The organism is Cellulomonas sp. KRMCY2, from assembly GCF_000526515.1.
In the GTDB taxonomy this organism is placed as follows: domain Bacteria; phylum Actinomycetota; class Actinomycetes; order Actinomycetales; family Cellulomonadaceae; genus Actinotalea.
Genome location: NZ_JAGF01000001.1, coordinates 3,019,850 through 3,038,520 on the forward strand (window position 1 = coordinate 3,019,850; position 18,671 = coordinate 3,038,520).

General features: G+C 72.3%; 17 protein-coding genes, 1 tRNA gene and 2 pseudogenes. 18 read left to right on the top strand and 2 right to left on the bottom strand.

Annotated features, from left to right (window positions below):
• Window positions 1–114: 114 nt before the first annotated feature.
• A pseudogene (locus K415_RS25170) lies at window positions 115–183 on the top strand (zinc ribbon domain-containing protein); the annotation flags it as partial.
• A 27-nt stretch (window positions 184–210) separates the two neighbouring features.
• The gene (locus tag K415_RS0114250) at window positions 211–1,239 is read left to right on the top strand and encodes a hypothetical protein (protein ID WP_231494905.1); all 1,029 of its coding nucleotides are present in this window, start codon (window positions 211–213) and stop codon (window positions 1,237–1,239) included.
• 143 nt (window positions 1,240–1,382) lie between these two features.
• On the opposite strand, the gene K415_RS0114255 is transcribed toward K415_RS0114250, so the two are convergent.
• A tRNA-Arg gene (locus K415_RS0114255) sits at window positions 1,383–1,458 on the bottom strand.
• Between the two features lie 37 nt (window positions 1,459–1,495).
• A complete protein-coding gene (locus K415_RS0114260; RefSeq protein ID WP_024287720.1) occupies window positions 1,496–2,152 on the bottom strand; it encodes a FadR/GntR family transcriptional regulator in 657 nt (218 codons plus the stop codon).
• 117 nt (window positions 2,153–2,269) lie between these two features.
• On the opposite strand from K415_RS0114260, the gene argS reads away from it, so the two are divergent.
• From argS to K415_RS0114340, 16 genes and pseudogenes are all read left to right on the top strand, one after another.
• Window positions 2,270–3,949, top strand: a complete 1,680-nt coding sequence (argS, locus tag K415_RS0114265; RefSeq protein WP_024287721.1) for an arginine--tRNA ligase — start codon at window positions 2,270–2,272, stop codon at window positions 3,947–3,949.
• Entirely contained in the window at window positions 3,946–5,340 is a 1,395-nt protein-coding gene (gene lysA, locus K415_RS0114270) for a diaminopimelate decarboxylase (RefSeq protein WP_024287722.1), read from the top strand. The genes argS and lysA overlap by 4 nt, the downstream gene beginning before the upstream one ends.
• Before the next feature lie 195 nt (window positions 5,341–5,535).
• A complete protein-coding gene (locus K415_RS0114275; RefSeq protein WP_029663835.1) occupies window positions 5,536–6,864 on the top strand; it encodes a homoserine dehydrogenase in 1,329 nt (442 codons plus the stop codon).
• Window positions 6,865–7,935 (top strand): threonine synthase, encoded by a 1,071-nt coding sequence (thrC, locus tag K415_RS0114280; RefSeq protein ID WP_024287724.1) that lies wholly within the window; start codon window positions 6,865–6,867, stop codon window positions 7,933–7,935.
• Between the two features lie 13 nt (window positions 7,936–7,948).
• Window positions 7,949–8,890, top strand: coding sequence for a homoserine kinase (thrB, locus tag K415_RS0114285; protein ID WP_024287725.1), 942 nt, complete (start codon window positions 7,949–7,951; stop codon window positions 8,888–8,890).
• A gap of 258 nt (window positions 8,891–9,148) precedes the next feature.
• Window positions 9,149–11,169, top strand: a pseudogene (gene rho, locus K415_RS22015) (transcription termination factor Rho).
• A 133-nt stretch (window positions 11,170–11,302) separates the two neighbouring features.
• Window positions 11,303–11,524 (top strand): 50S ribosomal protein L31, encoded by a 222-nt coding sequence (gene rpmE / locus K415_RS0114295; protein WP_024287726.1) that lies wholly within the window; start codon window positions 11,303–11,305, stop codon window positions 11,522–11,524.
• A 158-nt stretch (window positions 11,525–11,682) separates the two neighbouring features.
• Complete coding sequence (gene prfA, locus K415_RS0114300) at window positions 11,683–12,774, top strand: peptide chain release factor 1 (RefSeq protein WP_024287727.1); 1,092 nt, start codon at window positions 11,683–11,685, stop codon at window positions 12,772–12,774.
• Window positions 12,771–13,688, top strand: coding sequence for a peptide chain release factor N(5)-glutamine methyltransferase (gene prmC / locus K415_RS0114305; protein WP_024287728.1), 918 nt, complete (start codon window positions 12,771–12,773; stop codon window positions 13,686–13,688). Before prfA ends, prmC begins: the two co-directional genes overlap by 4 nt.
• On the top strand, window positions 13,685–14,356 hold the full coding sequence (locus K415_RS0114310; protein WP_024287729.1) for an L-threonylcarbamoyladenylate synthase: 672 nt from the start codon (window positions 13,685–13,687) through the stop codon (window positions 14,354–14,356). Before prmC ends, K415_RS0114310 begins: the two co-directional genes overlap by 4 nt.
• On the top strand, window positions 14,353–15,474 hold the full coding sequence (locus tag K415_RS0114315; RefSeq protein WP_024287730.1) for an MraY family glycosyltransferase: 1,122 nt from the start codon (window positions 14,353–14,355) through the stop codon (window positions 15,472–15,474). The genes K415_RS0114310 and K415_RS0114315 overlap by 4 nt, the downstream gene beginning before the upstream one ends.
• 2 nt (window positions 15,475–15,476) lie before the next feature.
• Window positions 15,477–15,929, top strand: a complete 453-nt coding sequence (locus tag K415_RS0114320; RefSeq protein WP_024287731.1) for a hypothetical protein — start codon at window positions 15,477–15,479, stop codon at window positions 15,927–15,929.
• Window positions 15,930–16,165: 236 nt separating this feature from the next.
• Window positions 16,166–16,909: a F0F1 ATP synthase subunit A gene (gene atpB / locus K415_RS0114325; protein ID WP_369795281.1), complete on the top strand. Its 744-nt coding sequence runs from the start codon at window positions 16,166–16,168 to the stop codon at window positions 16,907–16,909.
• Between the two features lie 83 nt (window positions 16,910–16,992).
• On the top strand, window positions 16,993–17,220 hold the full coding sequence (gene atpE, locus K415_RS0114330; RefSeq protein WP_024287733.1) for an ATP synthase F0 subunit C: 228 nt from the start codon (window positions 16,993–16,995) through the stop codon (window positions 17,218–17,220).
• A complete protein-coding gene (locus tag K415_RS0114335) occupies window positions 17,220–17,798 on the top strand; it encodes a F0F1 ATP synthase subunit B (protein ID WP_024287734.1) in 579 nt (192 codons plus the stop codon). Before atpE ends, K415_RS0114335 begins: the two co-directional genes overlap by 1 nt.
• Complete coding sequence (locus K415_RS0114340; protein ID WP_024287735.1) at window positions 17,798–18,613, top strand: F0F1 ATP synthase subunit delta; 816 nt, start codon at window positions 17,798–17,800, stop codon at window positions 18,611–18,613. Before K415_RS0114335 ends, K415_RS0114340 begins: the two co-directional genes overlap by 1 nt.
• Window positions 18,614–18,671 lie beyond the last annotated feature (58 nt).

Genomic DNA, 18,671 nt, shown 5'->3' on the forward strand with positions numbered 1-18,671 from the left:
CGCAACCGCTACGTTCGGGATGCGTCCGACGACGGAGCCGCTGCGCGCTCGCGCAGGTGCGTCGGCGCACGGACTCGCACAGGTACGCCGGCGCACGGAAGGGACGCACATCTGATGCCTCGTTGCCCATCGTGTGGCGCGCATGCCGAGCCGGACGCCCGCTCCTGCGCGTCGTGCGGGTCCCGTCTGCCCGAACCGTCGGAGCCGCGCGTGGCTCCGCCTTCGCCGCTGCCGCCGGGAGCCACGCCCCGCAGCCGGGGACTGCGTCCCGCGATCGTCGTCCCGGTGCTCGTGCTCGGGGTCGCGGTGGTGGCCGCGATCGGGTTCTCGATCGCCACGGCGAACGTCCAGACGGCCAAGCAGGACCGGTCCGACCCGTCGACCGGACCCGGGACGACGCAGGGGGCCGAGCAGCGCGGCCCCGGAGTGACGTTGCGGCCGGTCGCCGGGGACGGGACGCAGGTCACGGGCGAGACACTCGCCCAGGCGGCGGCGGTGGTCCGACAGCGGCTGGGCGTCGCGGGCGTGACCGACGCGCAGGTCGTGGAGACGAGCGACGGCACGATCGTCGTGAGTCTGCCGAAGGAGCCCGACCAGGCGACGATCGACATGGTGAGCAGACCGGTGCAGCTCGCCTTCCGGCCGGTGCTGGCACTGGGGTCCCCTGAGCCGGCCGAGCCAGGAGCCGAAACCGTCGAGGTGGAGCCGAAGGCGGGCCCGGACTCGCCCAGTGACGCCGCGTACTACGTCACGGGAAGCGTCCTCGCGTCGTACGACGCGCTGGACTGCACGGACCCCGCGAACCGCCTGCCCGCCGGCGGTACGGACAGCGAGGCGCTCGTCTCCTGCGACGGCGACGGCTCGGCGAAGTACGTCCTCGGTCCCGTGGAGATCCCTGGTTCGGCGATCGAGAGCGCGAGCGCGGGGCTGCGGGAGGGGCCGAACGGTGACCAGACCAACCAGTGGGTGGTGACGCTCCAGCTCGGCCCAGCAGGCACGGACGCCTTCCGCGACGCAACGACCCGGCTGCAGGGACTCGTCCCACCGCAGAACCAGATCGCGATGGTTCTTGACGGCGTGGTCGTCACCGCGCCGTCGGTCGGCACCGTCATCGCGGACGGACGGGTGGAGATGTCCGGGTCCTTCACGCGGGACAGCGCCGAGGCGCTCGCCGGCCAGATGGGCCTCGCCGCGCACGCCGTGACCTTCGAGGTGGATGACGTGACCGGCTCACGCTGACGGGCCTTGACCGGCACGGCCGTCCGCCGCGCGCGACGAGACGGATCCCAGCCGTCAACCTGGGCCTGCCGATGAGGTTCCGGACGGGTCGGGGCAGCGAACCCTGCGACATCACGTCGATGTCGATGCCCTGCGACATCACATGGTGCCCGCGACAGGATTCGAACCTGCGGCCTTCCGCTCCGGAGGCGGACGCTCTATCCCCTGAGCTACGCGGGCGGGGTGCTGCAGAAGATTACCAGTCCTGGGCCACGCCTCAGATGACGTCCCCGATGAGATCGGTCAGGTAGCGGTCGATCTCCTCGACGGCCGCCTTGGCGTCGCCGGCGGCGACGGCCTCGACCAGGGCGTGGTGCGAGTCGTCGTCGTGCACCGGGTGCTCGAAGTTGAACCGGATGTTCTCGCTGATCGCATCCTGCAGGTTCTCGTACAGGGCCAGGAGCACCGGGTTGTGCGCCGCCTGGGCGATCGTGCGGTGGAGCACGAGGTCGGCCTCGACCATGCGGTCGAGCTCGCCGCTGGCGTACGCAGCGGAGCGGGTGTCGCGCAGGGCCCGGAGCTCGGCGATCTGCTCGTCGGTGCGGCGCATCGCCGCGAGCCGGGCGGCCTCGACCTCGAGGCTGCGGCGCACCTCCAGGACGTCGCGCTGGTGGGCGCCGGCGAGCTGGCGGCCCATTGCGTTGCCCAGCTCCGAGTCGGAGATCACGTAGGTGCCTGATCCCTGCCGCCGCTCGAGCATCCCGGCATGGACGAGGGACTGGACCGCCTCACGCACGGTGTTGCGCCCGACCCCGATGAGCTCGGTCAACGACGGCTCGGCCGGGATGCGGGTACCCACCGCCCACGCGCCGGACGTGATCTGCTGGCGCAGACGTCCGACGGCGAGGTCGATCAGGTTCGTGCGGCGAGTCATCCCATCTCCGGGGTGTAGGCGTGAGACGCAGTCAACACCGCCGGGGACCCTCGGCGCATCTCCCCAGGTCCGAGTTCACCCGATTCAGTCGCATCTCGTGCTCGGTAGGCTTGCGCGGTGACCCCTGCTGAGTTGTCCCTGGCGCTGAGCGCCGTCCTGGCCCAGGCCGTCGCCGACGGTGCTCTTCCCCTGCAGGTGAGTGATCTGCCGGCGGTCGTGACAGTCGATCGACCACGCTCACGCGAGCACGGCGACTGGGCGACGAACGTGGCGATGCAGCTCGCGAAGAAGGCCGGCCTGGCGCCCCGCGCGGTGGCCGAGATCCTCGCGGCACGGATCGCAGCGGTCCCCGGCGTCGCCACGGCGGACGTCGCGGGCCCCGGCTTCCTCAACATCACCCTCGAGACCGCTGCGGCCGGTGAGCTCGCGCGCACCATCGTCGAGGCGGGCACGACCTACGGCCGCACGCAGGTGCTGGCCGGCGAGCGGATCAACCTCGAGTTCGTCTCGGCGAACCCGACCGGACCCTTGCACATCGGCTCGGTGCGCTGGGCAGCCGTCGGCGACTCGCTCGCCAGGATGCTCGAGGCGTCCGGCGCCCAGGTGACCCGCGAGTACTACTTCAACGACGCCGGGTCCCAGATCGACCGGTTCGCCCGCTCGCTCCTGGCCCGCGCCAAGGGCCAGGACGCTCCGGAGGACGGGTACGGCGGCCAGTACATCGCCGAGATCGCCGACCAGGTGATCCTCGACGCGACCACCGCCGGCGAGCCCGATCCGCTGACCCTGCCGGACGCGCAGGCGCAGGAGGTCTTCAGGGTCCGCGGCGTCGACCTGATGTTCGCCGAGATCAAGGCCAAGCTCAGCGCGTTCCGGGTCCAGTTCGACGTGTACTTCCACGAGGACGCCCTGCACGAGTCGGGGGCCGTCGACCGGGCCGTCGCACGGCTGCGCGAGCTCGGGCACATCTTCGAGGCCGACGGCGCGACCTGGCTGCGCACGACGGACTTCGGCGACGACAAGGACCGCGTCATCGTCAAGTCCGACGGCGAGGCCGCCTACATCGCCGGCGACCTGGCTTACTACCTGGACAAGCGGGAGCGCGGCTTCAACCGGGTCGTGATCATGCTCGGCGCCGACCACCACGGGTACATCGGCCGGATGATGGCGATGTGCGCGGCCTTCGGTGACACGCCCTGGGTCAACCTGGAGATCCTCATCGGCCAGATGGTCAACCTGGTCAAGGGCGGCGTGCCGATGAAGATGAGCAAGCGCGCCGGCACGATCGTGACGATCGACGACCTGGTCGACGCGGTCGGCGTCGACGCCGCGCGGTACTCGCTCGCACGTTCGTCGGCCGACCAGAGCATCGACCTGGACCTCGACCTGCTCGCCAGGGCCACCAACGAGAACCCGGTCTACTACGTGCAGTACGCCCACGCCCGGACGGTCAACGTCGGGCGCAACGCCCTCGAGCTCGGGGTCCGGCGCGAGGACGGCTTCGACCCGTCGCTGCTGGACCACGTCAGCGAGTCGACGCTGCTGGCCAAGCTCGGCGAGCTGGGCCGGGTCATCGCGCAGGCGGCCGAGCTGAGGGAGCCGCACCGGGTCGCCAGGTACCTCGAGGAGCTTGCCGGGGCCTACCACAAGTGGTACGACCAGCGCCGGGTCAGCCCGTTCGGCGACGAGGAGGTCACCGACGTGCACCGGACCCGGCTGTGGCTCAACGACGCGACCCGCACGGTGCTCGCGAACGGTCTCGAGCTGCTCGGCGTGAGCGCGCCGGAGCGCATGTGAGTCCCGACGGCCTCGACCCTCAGGTCTGGCCGGCGAGCACAGTCGTCGGTCCGGACGGCGCGGTGAGCGTCGCCGGGGTGGACCTGCGCGCCGTCGCGGCCGAGCACGGCACACCGGTCTACGTCCTGGACGAGGACGACTTCCGGGCCCGCGCCCGGACGTTCCGGGCGGCCTTCACCGAGGCCTTCGCCGCGATCGGCACCGAGGTCGACGTCTACTACGCCGGCAAGGCGTTCCTGTGCACCGCTGTCGCGCGGTGGGCCGTCGAGGAGGGCCTGCGCATCGACACGGCCACCGGCGGCGAGCTCGCGGTCGCGCTCCGCGCGGGGGTCCCGGGCCCCGACATCGGCCTGCACGGGAACAACAAGTCCGATGCCGAGATCGACCGGGCGCTGGAAGCCGGTGTCGGGCGCGTCGTGATCGACTCGCTGCCGGAGGTCGCCCGGGTCGCCGAGGCCGTCCGGCGGTACCGCGCGAGGCACCCGGAGGCGATGCTCCGCCGCGCGCCGGTCATGGTCCGGGTGACCACGGGTGTGCACGCCGGCGGGCACGAGTACATCTCGACCGCGCACGAGGACCAGAAGTTCGGGCTGTCCGTCGCCGGCGGCCAGGCGCTCGCCGGGCTGCGGGCCGTCCTGGACCACCCGGAGCTCGAGCTCCTCGGCGTGCACTCCCACATCGGTTCGCAGATCCTCGACCCGTCCGGGTTCGAGGTCGCAGCGCGCACCATCCTGGACCTGCGCGCCGAGCTGGCCGCAGTGACCGGGCACCTCGTCGCCGAGGTCGACCTCGGCGGCGGTTACGGCGTCGCCTACCTGCCGGGTGAGGTGCCGCTCGACCCGTCGCGGATCGCCAAGGACGTCGCACGCGTGGTCCAGGACGCGTGCGCCGACCTGCACACCCCGGTGCCGAGGATCTCGGTCGAGCCCGGTCGCGCGATCGTCGGGCCGACGACCCTGACCCTCTACACGGTCGGCACCGTCAAGCCGGTCACCGTCGACGCCGCCGGTCCGGACGGGACCGGCAGCTTCACCCGCACGTACGTCTCGGTGGACGGCGGGATGAGCGACAACCTGCGGCCGGCCCTCTATGGCGCGCACTACACCGCCGCCGTGGTCTCGCGCCGTGGCAGTCCCGGCACCGTCCGGGCGCGGGTCGTCGGCAAGCACTGCGAGAGCGGCGACATCCTGGTGCACGACGTGGCCCTGCCGGCCGACGTCGCGGCCGGTGACCTGCTCGCGGTCCCCGTCACGGGTGCCTACGGTCGGTCCATGGCCTCCAACTACAACCACGTCCCGCGGCCGCCCGTCGTGGCCGTCCGCGCCGGTGGGACGCGCGTCATCGTGCGGCGCGAGACCGAGGACGACCTGCTCGCACTCGACGTCGGCTGACCACCCGCCCAGGTGGACGACCTCGCCGACCGGACGGCGTGGTCGCCGCCGCCGAGGGTGCGCCGGACGTCCGCCGCGGACACCCGTCCCGGCCGAGGGGTCGCACCCGTATCCTGGGCGCGGCCTGGGGTCCTGCACGCAGACGCACGACCTGAGCAGTGCCGCACGAGCACGACGACGAGAGGCGGACCACCCGTGGGAGCCCATGACGGCGCAGTGCGCGTCGCCCTGCTCGGATGCGGCGTCGTCGGTACCGAGGTCGCACGACTGATGACCAGCCAGGCCACGGATCTCGCCGCCCGCGTCGGTGCGCCGCTCGAGCTCGTCGGCATCGCGGTGCGCAACCTCGACGCGCAGCGGGACCCGGTGATCGACCGTGCGCTGCTCACCAGTGACGCGGCGTCGCTGGTCGACCGCGCCGACGTCGTCGTCGAGGTGCTCGGTGGCATCGAGCCGGCCCGTTCGCTGCTGCTGCGTGCCATCGCCGGGGGAGCGGCCGTCGTGACCGCGAACAAGGCGCTCCTCGGGCAGGACGGGCCGACGCTCTATGCCGCTGCCGACGCTGCCGGGGTCGACCTCTACTTCGAGGCGGCGGTCGCCGGTGCCATCCCCCTGGTGCGGCCGGTCCGCGAGTCCCTCGCCGGTGATCGGGTGACGCGGGTCCTGGGCATCGTCAACGGCACCACCAACTACGTGCTGGACCAGATGGCGACGGTCGGGCTCGAGCTCGCGCAGGCCGTCAAGCAGGCGCAGGAGCTCGGGTACGCCGAGGCGGACCCCACCGCCGACGTCGAGGGCTACGACGCCGCCGCCAAGGCCGCCATCCTCGCCTCGCTCGCCTTCCACACCCGGGTGAGCGTCGACGACGTCCACCGCGAAGGGATCCTCGGCATCACGGCGGACGACGTCGCGTGGGCTGCCGAGACGGGGCACGTGATCAAGCTGCTCGCGATCGCCGAACGGGTCGGCTCGCCCGGGCACGACGACGAGCGGGACACCCGCGGGATCGTCGTGCGGGTGCACCCCGCGCTGGTTCCGCTCGGCCACCCGCTCGCGGGCGTCCGGGGGGCGTTCAACGCGGTGTTCGTCGAGGCTGAGGCCGCCGGTGAGCTGATGTTCTACGGGCGCGGTGCGGGCGGCGCGCCGACGGCGAGCGCGATCCTCGGTGACCTGGTGACCGTGGCCCGGCACCGGGTCCTCGGCGGCAAGGGTCCGGTCGAGTCGAGCTACGCCGAGCTTCCCGTGCACAGCATCGCCGAGGCGGTGACCCGCTACCAGATCCACCTGCGGGTGGCGGACCGGTCGGGTGTCCTGGCCCAGGTCGCCCAGGTGTTCGCCGGGCACGACGTGTCGATCGAGGTCGTCCGTCAGGGTCAGGCGACCGTCGCGGGCGGCGGCCAGGCCGATCTGCTCGTCGTGACGCACGCCGCACGCGACGCCGCACTGTCCGCAACCGTCGCCGACCTCGCCGGGCTGCCTGTCGTGGCCGCGGTGGTCTCCGTCCTGAGAGTCGAAGGAGCCTAGGTGGCCCACCAGTGGCGTGGCGTGATCGCCGAGTACGCCGACCGTCTGCCCGCACACGTGCTCGCGCACGTGGTGACCCTCGGCGAGGGTGGCACGCCCCTGGTGCCGGCGCCGTACCTGTCGGACCTGACCGGCGCCCAGGTGTACCTGAAGGTCGAGGGGATGAACCCGACGGGCTCCTTCAAGGACCGCGGGATGACGACGGCGATCTCCGCTGCCGCCGGGCGTGGTGCGCGCGTCGTGGTGTGCGCCTCGACCGGCAACACCTCGGCGTCGGCCGCCGCCTATGCCACCGCCGCGGGCATGACCTGCGCCGTCCTGGTGCCGGACGGCAAGATCGCGATGGGCAAGCTGAGCCAGGCCGTGGCGCACGGTGCTCGTCTGCTGCAGGTCGACGGCAACTTCGACGACTGCCTGGTCGCGGCCCGCAAGCTCGCCGAGGCGTACCCGGTCGAGCTCGTCAACTCGGTCAACCCCGACCGGATCGAGGGGCAGAAGACCGGCGCGTTCGAGATCGTCGACGCGCTGGGCGACGCCCCGGACATCCACGTGCTCCCGGTGGGGAACGCCGGCAACATCACCGCGTACTGGAAGGGCTTCACGGAGTACGCCGCCGACGGGCCGGCCACCAGGACACCGGTGATGTGGGGCTTCCAGGCGGCCGGCGCGGCGCCGATCGTCGTCGGCCACCCGATCACCGAGCCGGAGACGATCGCCACCGCCATCCGGATCGGCAACCCGGCGTCCTGGACCCAGGCGCTCGCGGCGCGTGACGAGTCCGGTGGGCTGATCGAGGCCGTGACGGACGAGCAGATCCTCGCCGCGCACCGGATCCTGGCGGGCAAGGTCGGCGTCTTCGTCGAGCCGGCGTCGGCCGCCGGGGTCGCCGGCCTGCTCGCGCTCGCGCGGGAGGGTCGGGTACCCGCCGGCGCACGCATCACGATCACGGTCACGGGTCACGGCCTGAAGGACCCGCAGTGGGCCCTGCGCACGGCGGACGGGTCCGAGGTCCAGCCGGTCCGGGTGCCGGCGGACGTCGTGTCCATCGCCGATGCGCTCGAGCTCGACTGAGCCGGCCACGACGATGCGACTCGGCAGCGACCACGTCCGGGTGCGGGTCCCGGCGACCAGCGCCAACCTCGGCCCGGGCTTCGACGCGCTCGGTCTGGCCCTCGCCCACTTCGACACCGTGGAGGTCAGGGCGCTGGGCAACCCCGACGTGACCGTCGAGGTGTTCGGCGAGGGCGCGACGGAGCTGCCGACGGGCGAGGACCACCTGATCGTCCGCGCCATCCGGGCGACCCTCGACGACGTCGGCGCGCCCCAGGTGGGTCTGCACCTGATCTGCCACAACACCATCCCGCACGGCCGGGGGATGGGTTCGTCCGCGGCCGCCGTCGTCGCGGGGATCCTCGCGGTGCGGATGCTCATCGGTGACCCCGAGGCGCTGAGCAACACGGCGGCGTTCCGGATCGCCTCGGCGTTCGAGGGCCACCCGGACAATGCCGCCCCGGCCATCCTCGGTGGGGCGACGATCGCGTGGACCAGCCCGGACGGACCGCATGCGACGGCCCTGCCGGTGCACGCCGACGTCGTGCCGGTCGTGCTCGTCCCGTCGGTTCGGTGCGCGACCAAGACCGCCCGCGGAGTCCTGCCGGCGACCGTCCCGCACGCCGACGCCGCGTTCAACGCCGGGCGTGCCGCGCTCCTCGTGCAGGCCCTGTGCCATCGGCCCGAGCTGCTCTTCGACGCCACCGTCGACCGGCTGCACCAGGAGTACCGGTCGGCCGTGATGCCGACCACGCTCGAGCTGGTCCGGGCGCTGCGCGCGGCGGGCCAGGCGGCGGTGGTCTCGGGGGCCGGGCCGTCGGTGCTCGTCCTCGAACGCGCGAGCGACGGCGACGCGGCAGCCCGGGTGCGGGCCGAGCTGCTCGGTGCGCCGGGCCCGGACGGGATGACCGAGTCCGGCTGGCAGGTCCTGATGCCGGGGATCGCAGCGGACGGCGCGCTGGCAGAGCGGCTCTGACGCTCGCAGCGGGCGGGTGTGAGCGGGTGCGGACCGGCAGTGATAGCCTTGCGTCATCTCCCCGGTTCCCCGAGCGGAAAACGCGCTGTCATCGTTGCGCGGATCCCCGACGGTCGGAGGGGACCAAGCCACCTCAAGGTCGACCCTTTCGCGTACGACCTGACTGTGGCTTGACCAACGATCCGGGCACGGCCCGGACGTCTTCCACGCGGCCCCACCTCAGGTGAGCGGGCCGACGACGAGGGGGAAGGATCCTTCGTGTCAGACACCATCCAGGCTGCGACAGGCAGCCCTGCGGCATCCGCGGGCGCCTCGGACAGCACAGCCCGGAGCGGCGCACTGTCGACGCTCCGGCTGCCTGAGCTCCAGGCCCTCGCGGCCGAGCTCGGCGTCCCCAAGAACTCAGCGATGCGCAAGGGTGACCTGGTCACCGCGATCCGCGAGCACCGCTCCGGCGCAACACGTGCCGTGGCCGGTGGCCGGGTGGACGGCGAGTCCCGGGTGCAGGCATCCCCTCCGGTCCGGACCGCCGAGCGCGCCGTGACGAACGGCGCGCGTGAGCAGGCCGAGCACACCGTGACGACCGGCGCGCGTGAGCACACCGAGCGCCACGTGGAGCGCGGCGACCGGACGGAACGGACCGTCGGTGGCGAGAGCCCCGACGACCGCGCTGCCCGGGCCGCAGCGGCCGCACGCGCGGTGACCGTCGAGGGTGGTCGGCGCTCGCGCCGTGCAGGGCGTCCCGAGGGCGCCCCTGGCGTCGGCGAGGGCGAGCAGCAGACCGAGTCCACCGAGCCCGTCCGCGCTCGCGACGGTGGCCAGAACCGCGACGGTGGTCAGGGCCGTGACGGTGGTCAGGCGCGTGACGGTGGTCAGGCCCGCGACGGGGGCCAGAGCCGCGACGGGGGCCAGAGCCGCGAGGGTGGTCAGGCTCGCGACGGCGGCCAGAGCCGCCAGGGCGCCCAGGGCAATCCCCGTCAGGGCCGGAACGCCGAGGCGTTCGAGGACGAGCCGGGCGGCGCCGCCGCCGCGGTCGCTACCGTGACCGTGACCGCAACAAGCGCGGGCGTGAGCGCACCGGCCCCGGCGACCTCGCCGGGTACGACGAGGTCGAGGTCAGCGACGACGACGTGCTGCTGCCCGTCGCCGGGATCCTCGACATCAAGGACAACTACGCCTTCGTGCGGACCTCGGGCTACCTGCCGGGGGACAACGACGTCTACGTGTCGATGAACCAGGTCAAGAAGAACGGCATGCGCAAGGGTGACGCCATCATCGGCGCCGTCCGCCAGCCGCGTGAGGGCGAGCAGCTGCCCCAGGGCCGCAACAGCAAGGTCAACGCCCTGGTCCGGCTGGACTCCATCAACGGGATGACCATCGAGGAGTCCCGCAACCGGCCCGACTTCGGCAAGCTGACCCCGCTGTACCCGCAGGAGCGCCTGCGCCTCGAGACCGCCCAGAACATCATGACCACGCGGGTCATCGACCTGGTCGCCCCGATCGGCAAGGGCCAGCGCGGTCTGATCGTCTCCCCGCCCAAGGCGGGCAAGACCCTCGTGCTGCAGGCGATCGCCAACGCGATCACCACGAACAACCCCGAGGTCCACCTGATGGTCGTGCTCGTCGACGAGCGCCCCGAAGAGGTCACGGACATGCAGCGCACGGTCAAGGGTGAGGTCATCGCCTCGACCTTCGACCGGCCGGCCGACGACCACACGACAGTCGCGGAGCTCGCCATCGAGCGGGCCAAGCGGCTCGTGGAGCTGGGCCAGGACGTCGTCGTGCTGCTCGACTCGATCACCCGACTGGGTCGTGCCTACAACATCGCGGCGCCGGCATCGGGCCGCATCCTGTCCGGTGGTGTCGACTCCAGCGCCCTGTACCCGCCCAAGCGGTTCTTCGGTGCGGCGCGCAACATCGAGCACGGAGGGTCGCTGACCATCCTGGCCACGGCCCTGGTCGAGACGGGCTCCAAGGCCGACGAGGTCATCTTCGAGGAGTTCAAGGGCACCGGGAACATGGAGCTCAAGCTCTCCCGGATGCTCGCGGACAAGCGGATCTTCCCGGCAGTCGACGTGGACGCCTCCGGCACGCGCCGCGAGGAGATCCTCATCCCGGCGGACGAGCTGAAGATCAACTGGAAGCTGCGTCGGGTGATGAGCGCACTCGACCAGCAGCAGGCGATCGAGCTGCTGCTCGGCAAGCTGCGCGAGACGCAGTCGAACGTCGAGTTCCTGCTCCAGGTGCAGAAGACGACGCCCGGCATGGGCAAGGACTGACCCGTTCGACCGCCGGTCCGCCCGGGAAGGTTTCGACCTCACCAGGCGTTCTGGCAGACTGTCCCCTTGGTCCCCGGTTCACGTGTGCGAACCCGCCCACGACCCGGCGACTTCCAGATGAGGAGTAGCCCCAGTGAAGAAGGACATCCACCCGGCGTACGTCACCACCACGGTGACCTGCACCTGTGGCAACACGTTCACGACGCGCAGCACCGCGACGTCCGGCCAGATCCACGCCGACGTCTGCAGCGCGTGCCACCCGTTCTACACGGGCAAGCAGAAGATCCTCGACACCGGCGGCCGCGTCGCCCGCTTCGAGGCGCGGTACGGCAAGAAGGCCGACGCCGCCAAGTAGCTCCTCGACGCCGGTGGGTCACGCCGCCGTCCGCCTGCGCAGCACCGCGCAGCGCCCGGACGGCACGTCCCACCGGCGTCGTCGTCTGTCCGGAGGGCTCGGCCGCCGTGCGGGGGTCGTCGGTCTGACAGCTGGGGTGGCGGAACGGGAGGTGGGCGATGGGCGAGGCGTTCGATGCGGTCATCCCGCTGCTCTCCGAGCACGGTGAGATCGAGGCCCGTCTGGCCGACCCCGCCGTGCACGGCGACGCCGGTCGGGCCCGCGCCCTCGGGCGGCGGTACGCCGAGCTGGGTCGCGTGGTCGCCGCCTATCGCGCGTGGCAGCAGGCCACCGGCGACGCCGACGCGGCCGCGGAGCTCGCACAGTCCGATGCGGGTTTCGCCGCGGAGCTTCCGACCCTGCGCCGCGCGGCCGACGACGCCGCCGCGGACCTGCGCCGGGTGCTCGTCCCGCGTGACCCGGACGACTCCCGGGACGTCCTGCTCGAGATCAAGGCGGGCGAGGGTGGCGAGGAGTCTGCCCTCTTCGCCGGGGACCTGCTCCGGATGTACCTGCGCTATGCCGAGCGCCGCGGCTGGAAGACCGAGGTGCTCGAGGCGACGCAGTCGGACCTGGGCGGCTACAAGGACGTGACGATCGCCGTGAAGGCGCGCGGCACAGTCGCGCCGGAGGACGGCGTGTGGGCGCACCTGAAGTACGAGGGCGGTGTGCACCGCGTCCAGCGGGTCCCGGTCACCGAGTCCCAGGGCCGGATCCACACGTCTGCCGCCGGGGTGGTGGCCCTGCCGGAGGCCGACGACGCGGCCGAGGTCGGGATCGACCCGAACGACCTGCGCATCGACGTGTACCGCTCGTCCGGTCCGGGCGGGCAGTCCGTCAACACCACCGACTCGGCGGTCCGGATCACGCACCTGCCCAGCGGGCTCGTCGTGTCCTGCCAGAACGAGAAGTCGCAGCTGCAGAACAAGGAGCAGGCGATGCGCATCCTGCGTGCGCGCCTGCTCGCCGCCCAGCAGGAGCAGGCCGCCGCAGCGGCGTCCCAGGCGCGCAGGTCCCAGGTACGCACCGTCGACCGCTCCGAGCGCATCCGCACGTACAACTTCCCCGAGAACCGGATCGCCGACCATCGGACCGGGTTCAAGGCCTACAACCTCGACCAGGTGCTCGACGGAGACCTCGACCCCGTGGTCCGCTCGGCGATCGACGCCGACGACGCCGCGCGGCTCGCCGAGGCGGGGGCCGGGTTGTGAGCGCGCCGCCGGACGGCTCCCCGGACTCGCCCTCGCTCGACAGCGCCCTGCGCTCCGGGGCGCGCGTGCTCGCCGACGCAGGCATCGACTCCGCCCGCGCCGACGTCGAGCTGCTCGCCGCGCACGTGCTCGGCGTCTCGCGGGGTGAGGTCCGCACCGCCGCCGTTCTCGGCCGGCCCGCGCCGGCCGGGCTCGGGACGCTCGTCGCCCGGCGTGCCGCTCGGGTACCGCTGCAGCACCTGACCGGGACCGCGCCGTTCCGCACCATCGAGCTCGCCGTCGGGCCCGGCGTGTTCGTCCCCCGGCCGGAGACCGAGCAGGTCGCCCAGGCGGCGGTCGACGAGGCGGCGGCCGTCCTCGCCCGGCGGCCCGGCGTCGTCGTCGTCGACCTGTGCACGGGCTCGGGTGCGATCGCGCTCGCCGTGGCGCACGAGGTCCCGGGCGCGCAGGTCCATGCGGTCGAGCTCGACGCCGAGGCGTACCGCTGGGCTCTGCGCAACGTCGAGGCGGCGCAGGACGCCGCCGTCCACCTCGTGCGCGGCGACGCCAGGACGGCTCTGCGGACCCTGGACGGGACGGTCGACGTCGTGGTCGCCAACCCGCCGTACATCCCGCCCGATGCCGTCCCGGTCGACCCCGAGGTGCGCGAGCACGACCCCGCCGTCGCGCTGTACGGCCTGGGCCGCGACGGGCTGACCGTGCCGGCCGGCGTCGTCGAGGCGGCGGCGAGGCTCCTGGTACCCGGCGGGTTGTTCGTCATGGAGCACGCCGAGGTGCAGGCCGAGGCGGTCCGTGAGCTCGTCCGCGCCGGCGGCGCCTTCGAGCAGGTCGAGACGCGTCAGGACCTGACCGGTCGCGACCGCATGGTCGTGGCACGGCGGAGCGGGCCCGACGTGGAAGACTCGCGGCCGTGACCACCTCCGTCATGGACTGCACCGACCCGGGCTCGTGGGGCCCGGCGATCGACGAGGCCGTCAACGCGGTCGCCCGCGGTGCGCTGGTCGTGCTGCCCACCGACACCGTCTACGGCATCGGCGCCGATGCGTTCAACCCGCAGGCGGTCGCGGCGCTCCTCGCGGCCAAGGGGCGGGGGCGCCAGATGCCACCGCCCGTGCTGGTCCCCGAGCTACGCACCCTCGACGGGCTGTGCGCCGACCTCCCGCCGCTCGCCCGGGACATGGTCGAGGCGTTCTGGCCCGGCGGGCTGACGGTCATCTGCCGCGCCCAGCCGTCACTCGCGTGGGACCTCGGCGAGACGCGCGGGACGGTCGCCGTGCGGATGCCGGACCACCCCGCGGCCCTGGCGCTGCTGCGCCGGACCGGTCCGCTCGCGGTCTCGAGCGCGAACCTCACCGGTCGCCCGGCGGCGCGGACGGCCGTGGCGGCGGCCGAACAGCTCGGGGCATCGGTGGCGGTCTACCTCGAGGCAGGTCGGAGCCCTGGCGGGGTCGCCTCGACGATCGTCGACGCGACCGGCCCGTTGCGCCTGGTCCGGACCGGCGCGATCAGCCTCGCCGAGCTCCGTCGGGTCGCAGACGTGCTGGACGTCGACGACGCCCGAGACGGCGCTGATGCCCCGTGAGGGTCTATCTGCTCCTGATGCTCGTCGCCGCAGCGGTGACCTACCTGACCACGCCGCTCGCCCGGTGGCTCGCGCTGCGCACCGGGGCGATCACCGCGGTGCGGGAGCGCGACGTCCATGTGGTGCCCATCCCGCGGCTCGGTGGGGTCGCGATGCTGCTGGGCATGGCCGTCGCGCTGGTGCTCGCCGCGCGGATGCCGTTCCTCCAGGGTGTGTTCACGTCGTCGAGCGCGGCGTGGGCGATCCTCGGGTCGGCGGCCCTGGTGTGCGTGCTGGGGGCCGCGGACGACATCTGGGACCTCGACTGGTTCACCAAGCTCATCGGGCAGATCCTTGCCGCCGGGCTCCTGGCGTGGGGTGGCAAGGTCCAGCTGTACGCCGTGCCGATCGCCGGCTCGACCATCGGGTCGAGCCAGCTCTCGCTCGTCGTCACGGTGCTCGTGGTGGTGGTCGCGATGAACGCCGTCAACTTCGTGGACGGTCTGGACGGCCTCGCGGCGGGCCTGATCGCCATCGGCGGCGCAGCCTTCTTCGTGTACACGTACCTGCTCTCACGTGACGCAGCGCCCGGCGAGAGCTACTCGAACCTCGCGAGCATGGTCGTGGTGGTCCTGGTCGGGGCGTGCGTCGGCTTCCTGCCGCACAACTTCTACCCCGCCCGGATCTTCATGGGGGACTCCGGCGCGATGCTCATCGGCCTGACCATCGCTGCGGCGGCGATCGTGGTGACCGGCCAGGTGAGCGCCGTCGACGTCACGGCGAGGCAGCAGTTCCCGGCCTTCCTGCCGATCGTCCTGCCGGTGGCGGTGCTGATCCTGCCCCTGCTCGACATGGTGCTCGCCGTGATCCGCCGCGTCGGAGCCGGACGGTCCCCGTTCCAGGCCGATCGCCACCATCTGCACCACCGCCTGCTGCAGCTGGGCCACTCGCACCGCCGGGCTGTGGTGATCATGTATCTGTGGACCACCGTGTTCGCCTTCGGCGCGGCCGGCCTCGCGGTGTGGACGACGACGACGGCGCTGTGGGCGGTCGGCGTCGGCGCCGTGGTCGCCCTCGTCCTGACGCTCGGCCCGCTGCGGGGCAAGGTCCTTCGCTCACCCACCGCACGAGGAGCCTGACGATGGCCGACCCGAGGACCACGGGCCCCGACGGGCCGCACACGACGCCCGATCCGGTGCGGGACGTCTTCCGGCGCGCGCTGCGCGACATGCTCGTCCTGGTGGGCCTCGTCGCGGTGCTGGGGACCGGCATCGGTGCCCTGGTCGGCGGTCTGCCCGGCGTGTGGGGTGCCGTGATCGGCGTCGCCATCGTCCTGGTGTTCAGCGGGACCACCGTGCTGGCCATGGTCCGGACGGCCGGCTCGTCGATCACGGTGGCCAGCGGGGTGCTCGTCGGGACGTGGATCCTGAAGATGGTCGTGGTGCTCGTCGTGGTTGCCGTGCTCCGCGACCAGGAGTTCTACCACCGGGGGGTCCTGGTGGCCGTCGTGGCCGTCGCGGTCCTGGGGTCCGCATTCGTCGACTTCCGCGCGGCGAGCTCCGGTCGCGTGCCCTACACCGAGCCGCGAGCCTGATCGGGGACGACGGACCGTTGGCCCGGTCGTGAACCTCTGCACAAGCGTGGACGGACCGTCGGTGGGTGGGCCTCGATGGGATAAGATTCCGGCGATCCACCATGACCTGCTCCGAGGGCGCGCCTGTCCGCCGATGACTCGGACCACACGACCTCGGGGAGTGCGCTCTGATCACCGCAGCGACGAACCTCCTGCTCGCCGCATCCGGTGACGAGGGTGGGTTCCATGTTCCCTCCATCGGCGAGTTCTTCCCGCCGGCGCTGGCCTTCGAGGGCACGATCTTCGAGTTCAACCGGATCTCGATCGTCCGGCTCATCGCCGCGGTCGTGCTCTCGCTGGCCTTCTGGCTGGTCGCACGTCGCGCGACCCTCGTCCCGGGACGAGCCCAGAACATCGCCGAGATGGGCCTCGACTTCGTCCGGGTCAACATCGCCGAAGAGGTCCTGGGCAAGGTCAAGGCCCGGCCGTTCGTCCCCCTGCTGACCATGATGTTCTTCGCGATCTTCGCGATGAACATCACCGGCGTGCTGCCGTTGCTCAACATCGCCTCGACCTCGGTCGTGGCCGTCCCGCTGCTGCTCGCGGTGGTGGCCTGGGTCGCCTTCATCTATGCCGGGGTCAAGGCCCACGGTCCCGTGGGGTTCGTGCGGGGCAGCCTCTTCCCGGCCGGGGTGCCGTGGCCGATCTACATCGTGCTGGCGCCGATCGAGCTGATCTCCACCTTCATCCTGCGGCCGGCCACGCTCACCATCCGTCTCATGGCCAACATGCTCGCCGGCCACCTGCTGCTCGTGCTGTTCTTCGGCCTGACGAACTACCTGTTCGTCGAGGCCAGCGGAGCCCTCAAGGCCGTGAGCGTGCTGACCTTCGGTGCCGCCTTCGCGTTCACGCTCTTCGAGATCTTCATCGCGGCGCTGCAGGCCTACATCTTCACGCTGCTGACTGCGGTGTACATCAACCTCTCGCAGGAGGCGCACTGATCCCGCCGGTTGCACCCGCGACCGTTGATCGACCGACGTGACAACGCCCCCGCTCTCGCGGGGGGACCATGGAAGGAAGCACTGTGGACAGCACCATCCTCGCCGAGGTGACCGGCAACATCGCGACCGTCGGCTACGGCCTCGCCACGCTCGGCCCGGGTATCGGCATCGGCCTGCTCGTCGCCAAGACGCAGGAGAGCGTCGCGCGCCAGCCCGAGGTCGCCGGCCAGCTGCGCATCAACATGTTCATCGGTATGGCACTGGTCGAGGCCCTCGGCCTCATCGGTCTGGTCGCGGGCCTGATGTTCTGATGAACCCCATCATCAGGCTGGCGGCCGAAGGCGGTGACGTCCCCGAGGGATTCGGTCTCTTCATCCCGCCCATCTCGGAGGTCATCTGGTCGACGCTCGCGCTGGTGATCATCGCGGTCGTGTTCCAGCGGAGCGTCCTGCCGGTCTTCACCCGGGTGCTCGACGAGCGCACCGAGAAGATCCAGGGTGGGCTCGCGCACGCCGCCAAGGCACAGGCCGAGGCCGCCGCCGCGCTCGCCTCGTACCAGGCGCAGCTCTCGGAGGCACGTTCCGAAGCGGGACGGATCCGCGAGGCTGCGCGCACCGAGGGCGCGGCGATCATCGCCGAGCTGCGCGCCAAGGCGAGCGAGGACGCCACCCGCATCCTCGAGTCGGCCCAGCGCCAGATCGCCGCGGAGCACCAGCAGGCGACCGTCGCGCTGCGGGCCGACGTGGCCGGGCTCGCCACCGAGCTCGCGTCGCGGATCGTCGGCGAGGCCCTGGCCGACTCGGCACGGCAGTCCCGGGTCATCGACCGGTTCCTCGACGAGCTCGAGGCGACGGCCGCGTCCCCGACGACGGCGGGCCGGGAGGGCTGATGCGGGGCATCAGCGCAGCGTCGCTCGACGCGGTAGCCCGCGAGTTCGAGCCCGTCCTGGTCGCGGCCGGGACGCAGGGCACCGTCCTGGGCGAGCAGCTGTTCGCCGTGGTGGACGCCCTGGACTCGTCCACGTCGCTGCGCGGTGCACTGAGCGACCCGGCACGCACCGGTGACGCGAAGGCGGGGCTCGTCGTCGGGCTGCTGTCCGGCAAGGTGGACGATCGGGTCGTCGGCGTGCTCAGCGCGTTCGCCCGGGCACGCTGGGCCTCCGAGAACGACCTGCCCGAGGCCGTCGAGCAGGTTGCCGCGGACGCTGTGCTCGCGGCTGCGCAGTCGACCGGCACGCTCGAGCTGGTCGAGCACGAGATCTTCCGGCTCGGTCGGTTGCTCGTCGGCCAGCGGGACCTGCGCAGGGCGCTCACGGACCGTGGTGCGCCGGCGGCGTCGCGCGCCGAGCTCGTGCACGGGCTGCTCGTCGGGAAGGTCCAGCCGATCACGCTGCAGCTCGTCGAGCGTGCGGCGTTCGCACCCCGCGGCCGCACGATGGCCGCGATGCTCGGGATGCTCGGCCGGCTGGCAGCCCGCAGGCGACAGCTGATGATCGCCCTGATCACCGCCGCCTCGGCGTTCTCGCCGGAGCAGGTGGACCGGCTCACCGCCCTCCTGGAGCGCACCTACGGGCGCCCGGTACAGCTGAACGTGCTGATCGACCCCACGGTCGTCGGCGGACTGCGGATGGAGGTGGGCTCGGAGGTGGTCGACGCGACCCTGCTGGCCCGCCTGGACGAGGCACGACGCAGGATGGCCGGCTGAGACCGGCCGCAGGACACCTGGGCCGCCCACCGCGCGCGGCCCACGCATGACGTAGACG

Bases quoted from the DNA above. Each gene is read 5' to 3' on its own strand.
- K415_RS0114260 (WP_024287720.1), bottom strand. From the start codon at position 2,152: ATGACTCGCCGCACGAACCTGATCGACCTCGCCGTCGGACGTCTGCGC.
- thrB (WP_024287725.1), top strand. From the start codon at position 7,949: ATGCGACTCGGCAGCGACCACGTCCGGGTGCGGGTCCCGGCGACCAGC.
- prfA (WP_024287727.1), top strand. From the start codon at position 11,683: ATGGGCGAGGCGTTCGATGCGGTCATCCCGCTGCTCTCCGAGCACGGT.
- K415_RS0114320 (WP_024287731.1), top strand. From the start codon at position 15,477: ATGGCCGACCCGAGGACCACGGGCCCCGACGGGCCGCACACGACGCCC.
- K415_RS0114335 (WP_024287734.1), top strand. From the start codon at position 17,220: ATGAACCCCATCATCAGGCTGGCGGCCGAAGGCGGTGACGTCCCCGAG.
- K415_RS0114340 (WP_024287735.1), top strand. From the start codon at position 17,798: ATGCGGGGCATCAGCGCAGCGTCGCTCGACGCGGTAGCCCGCGAGTTC.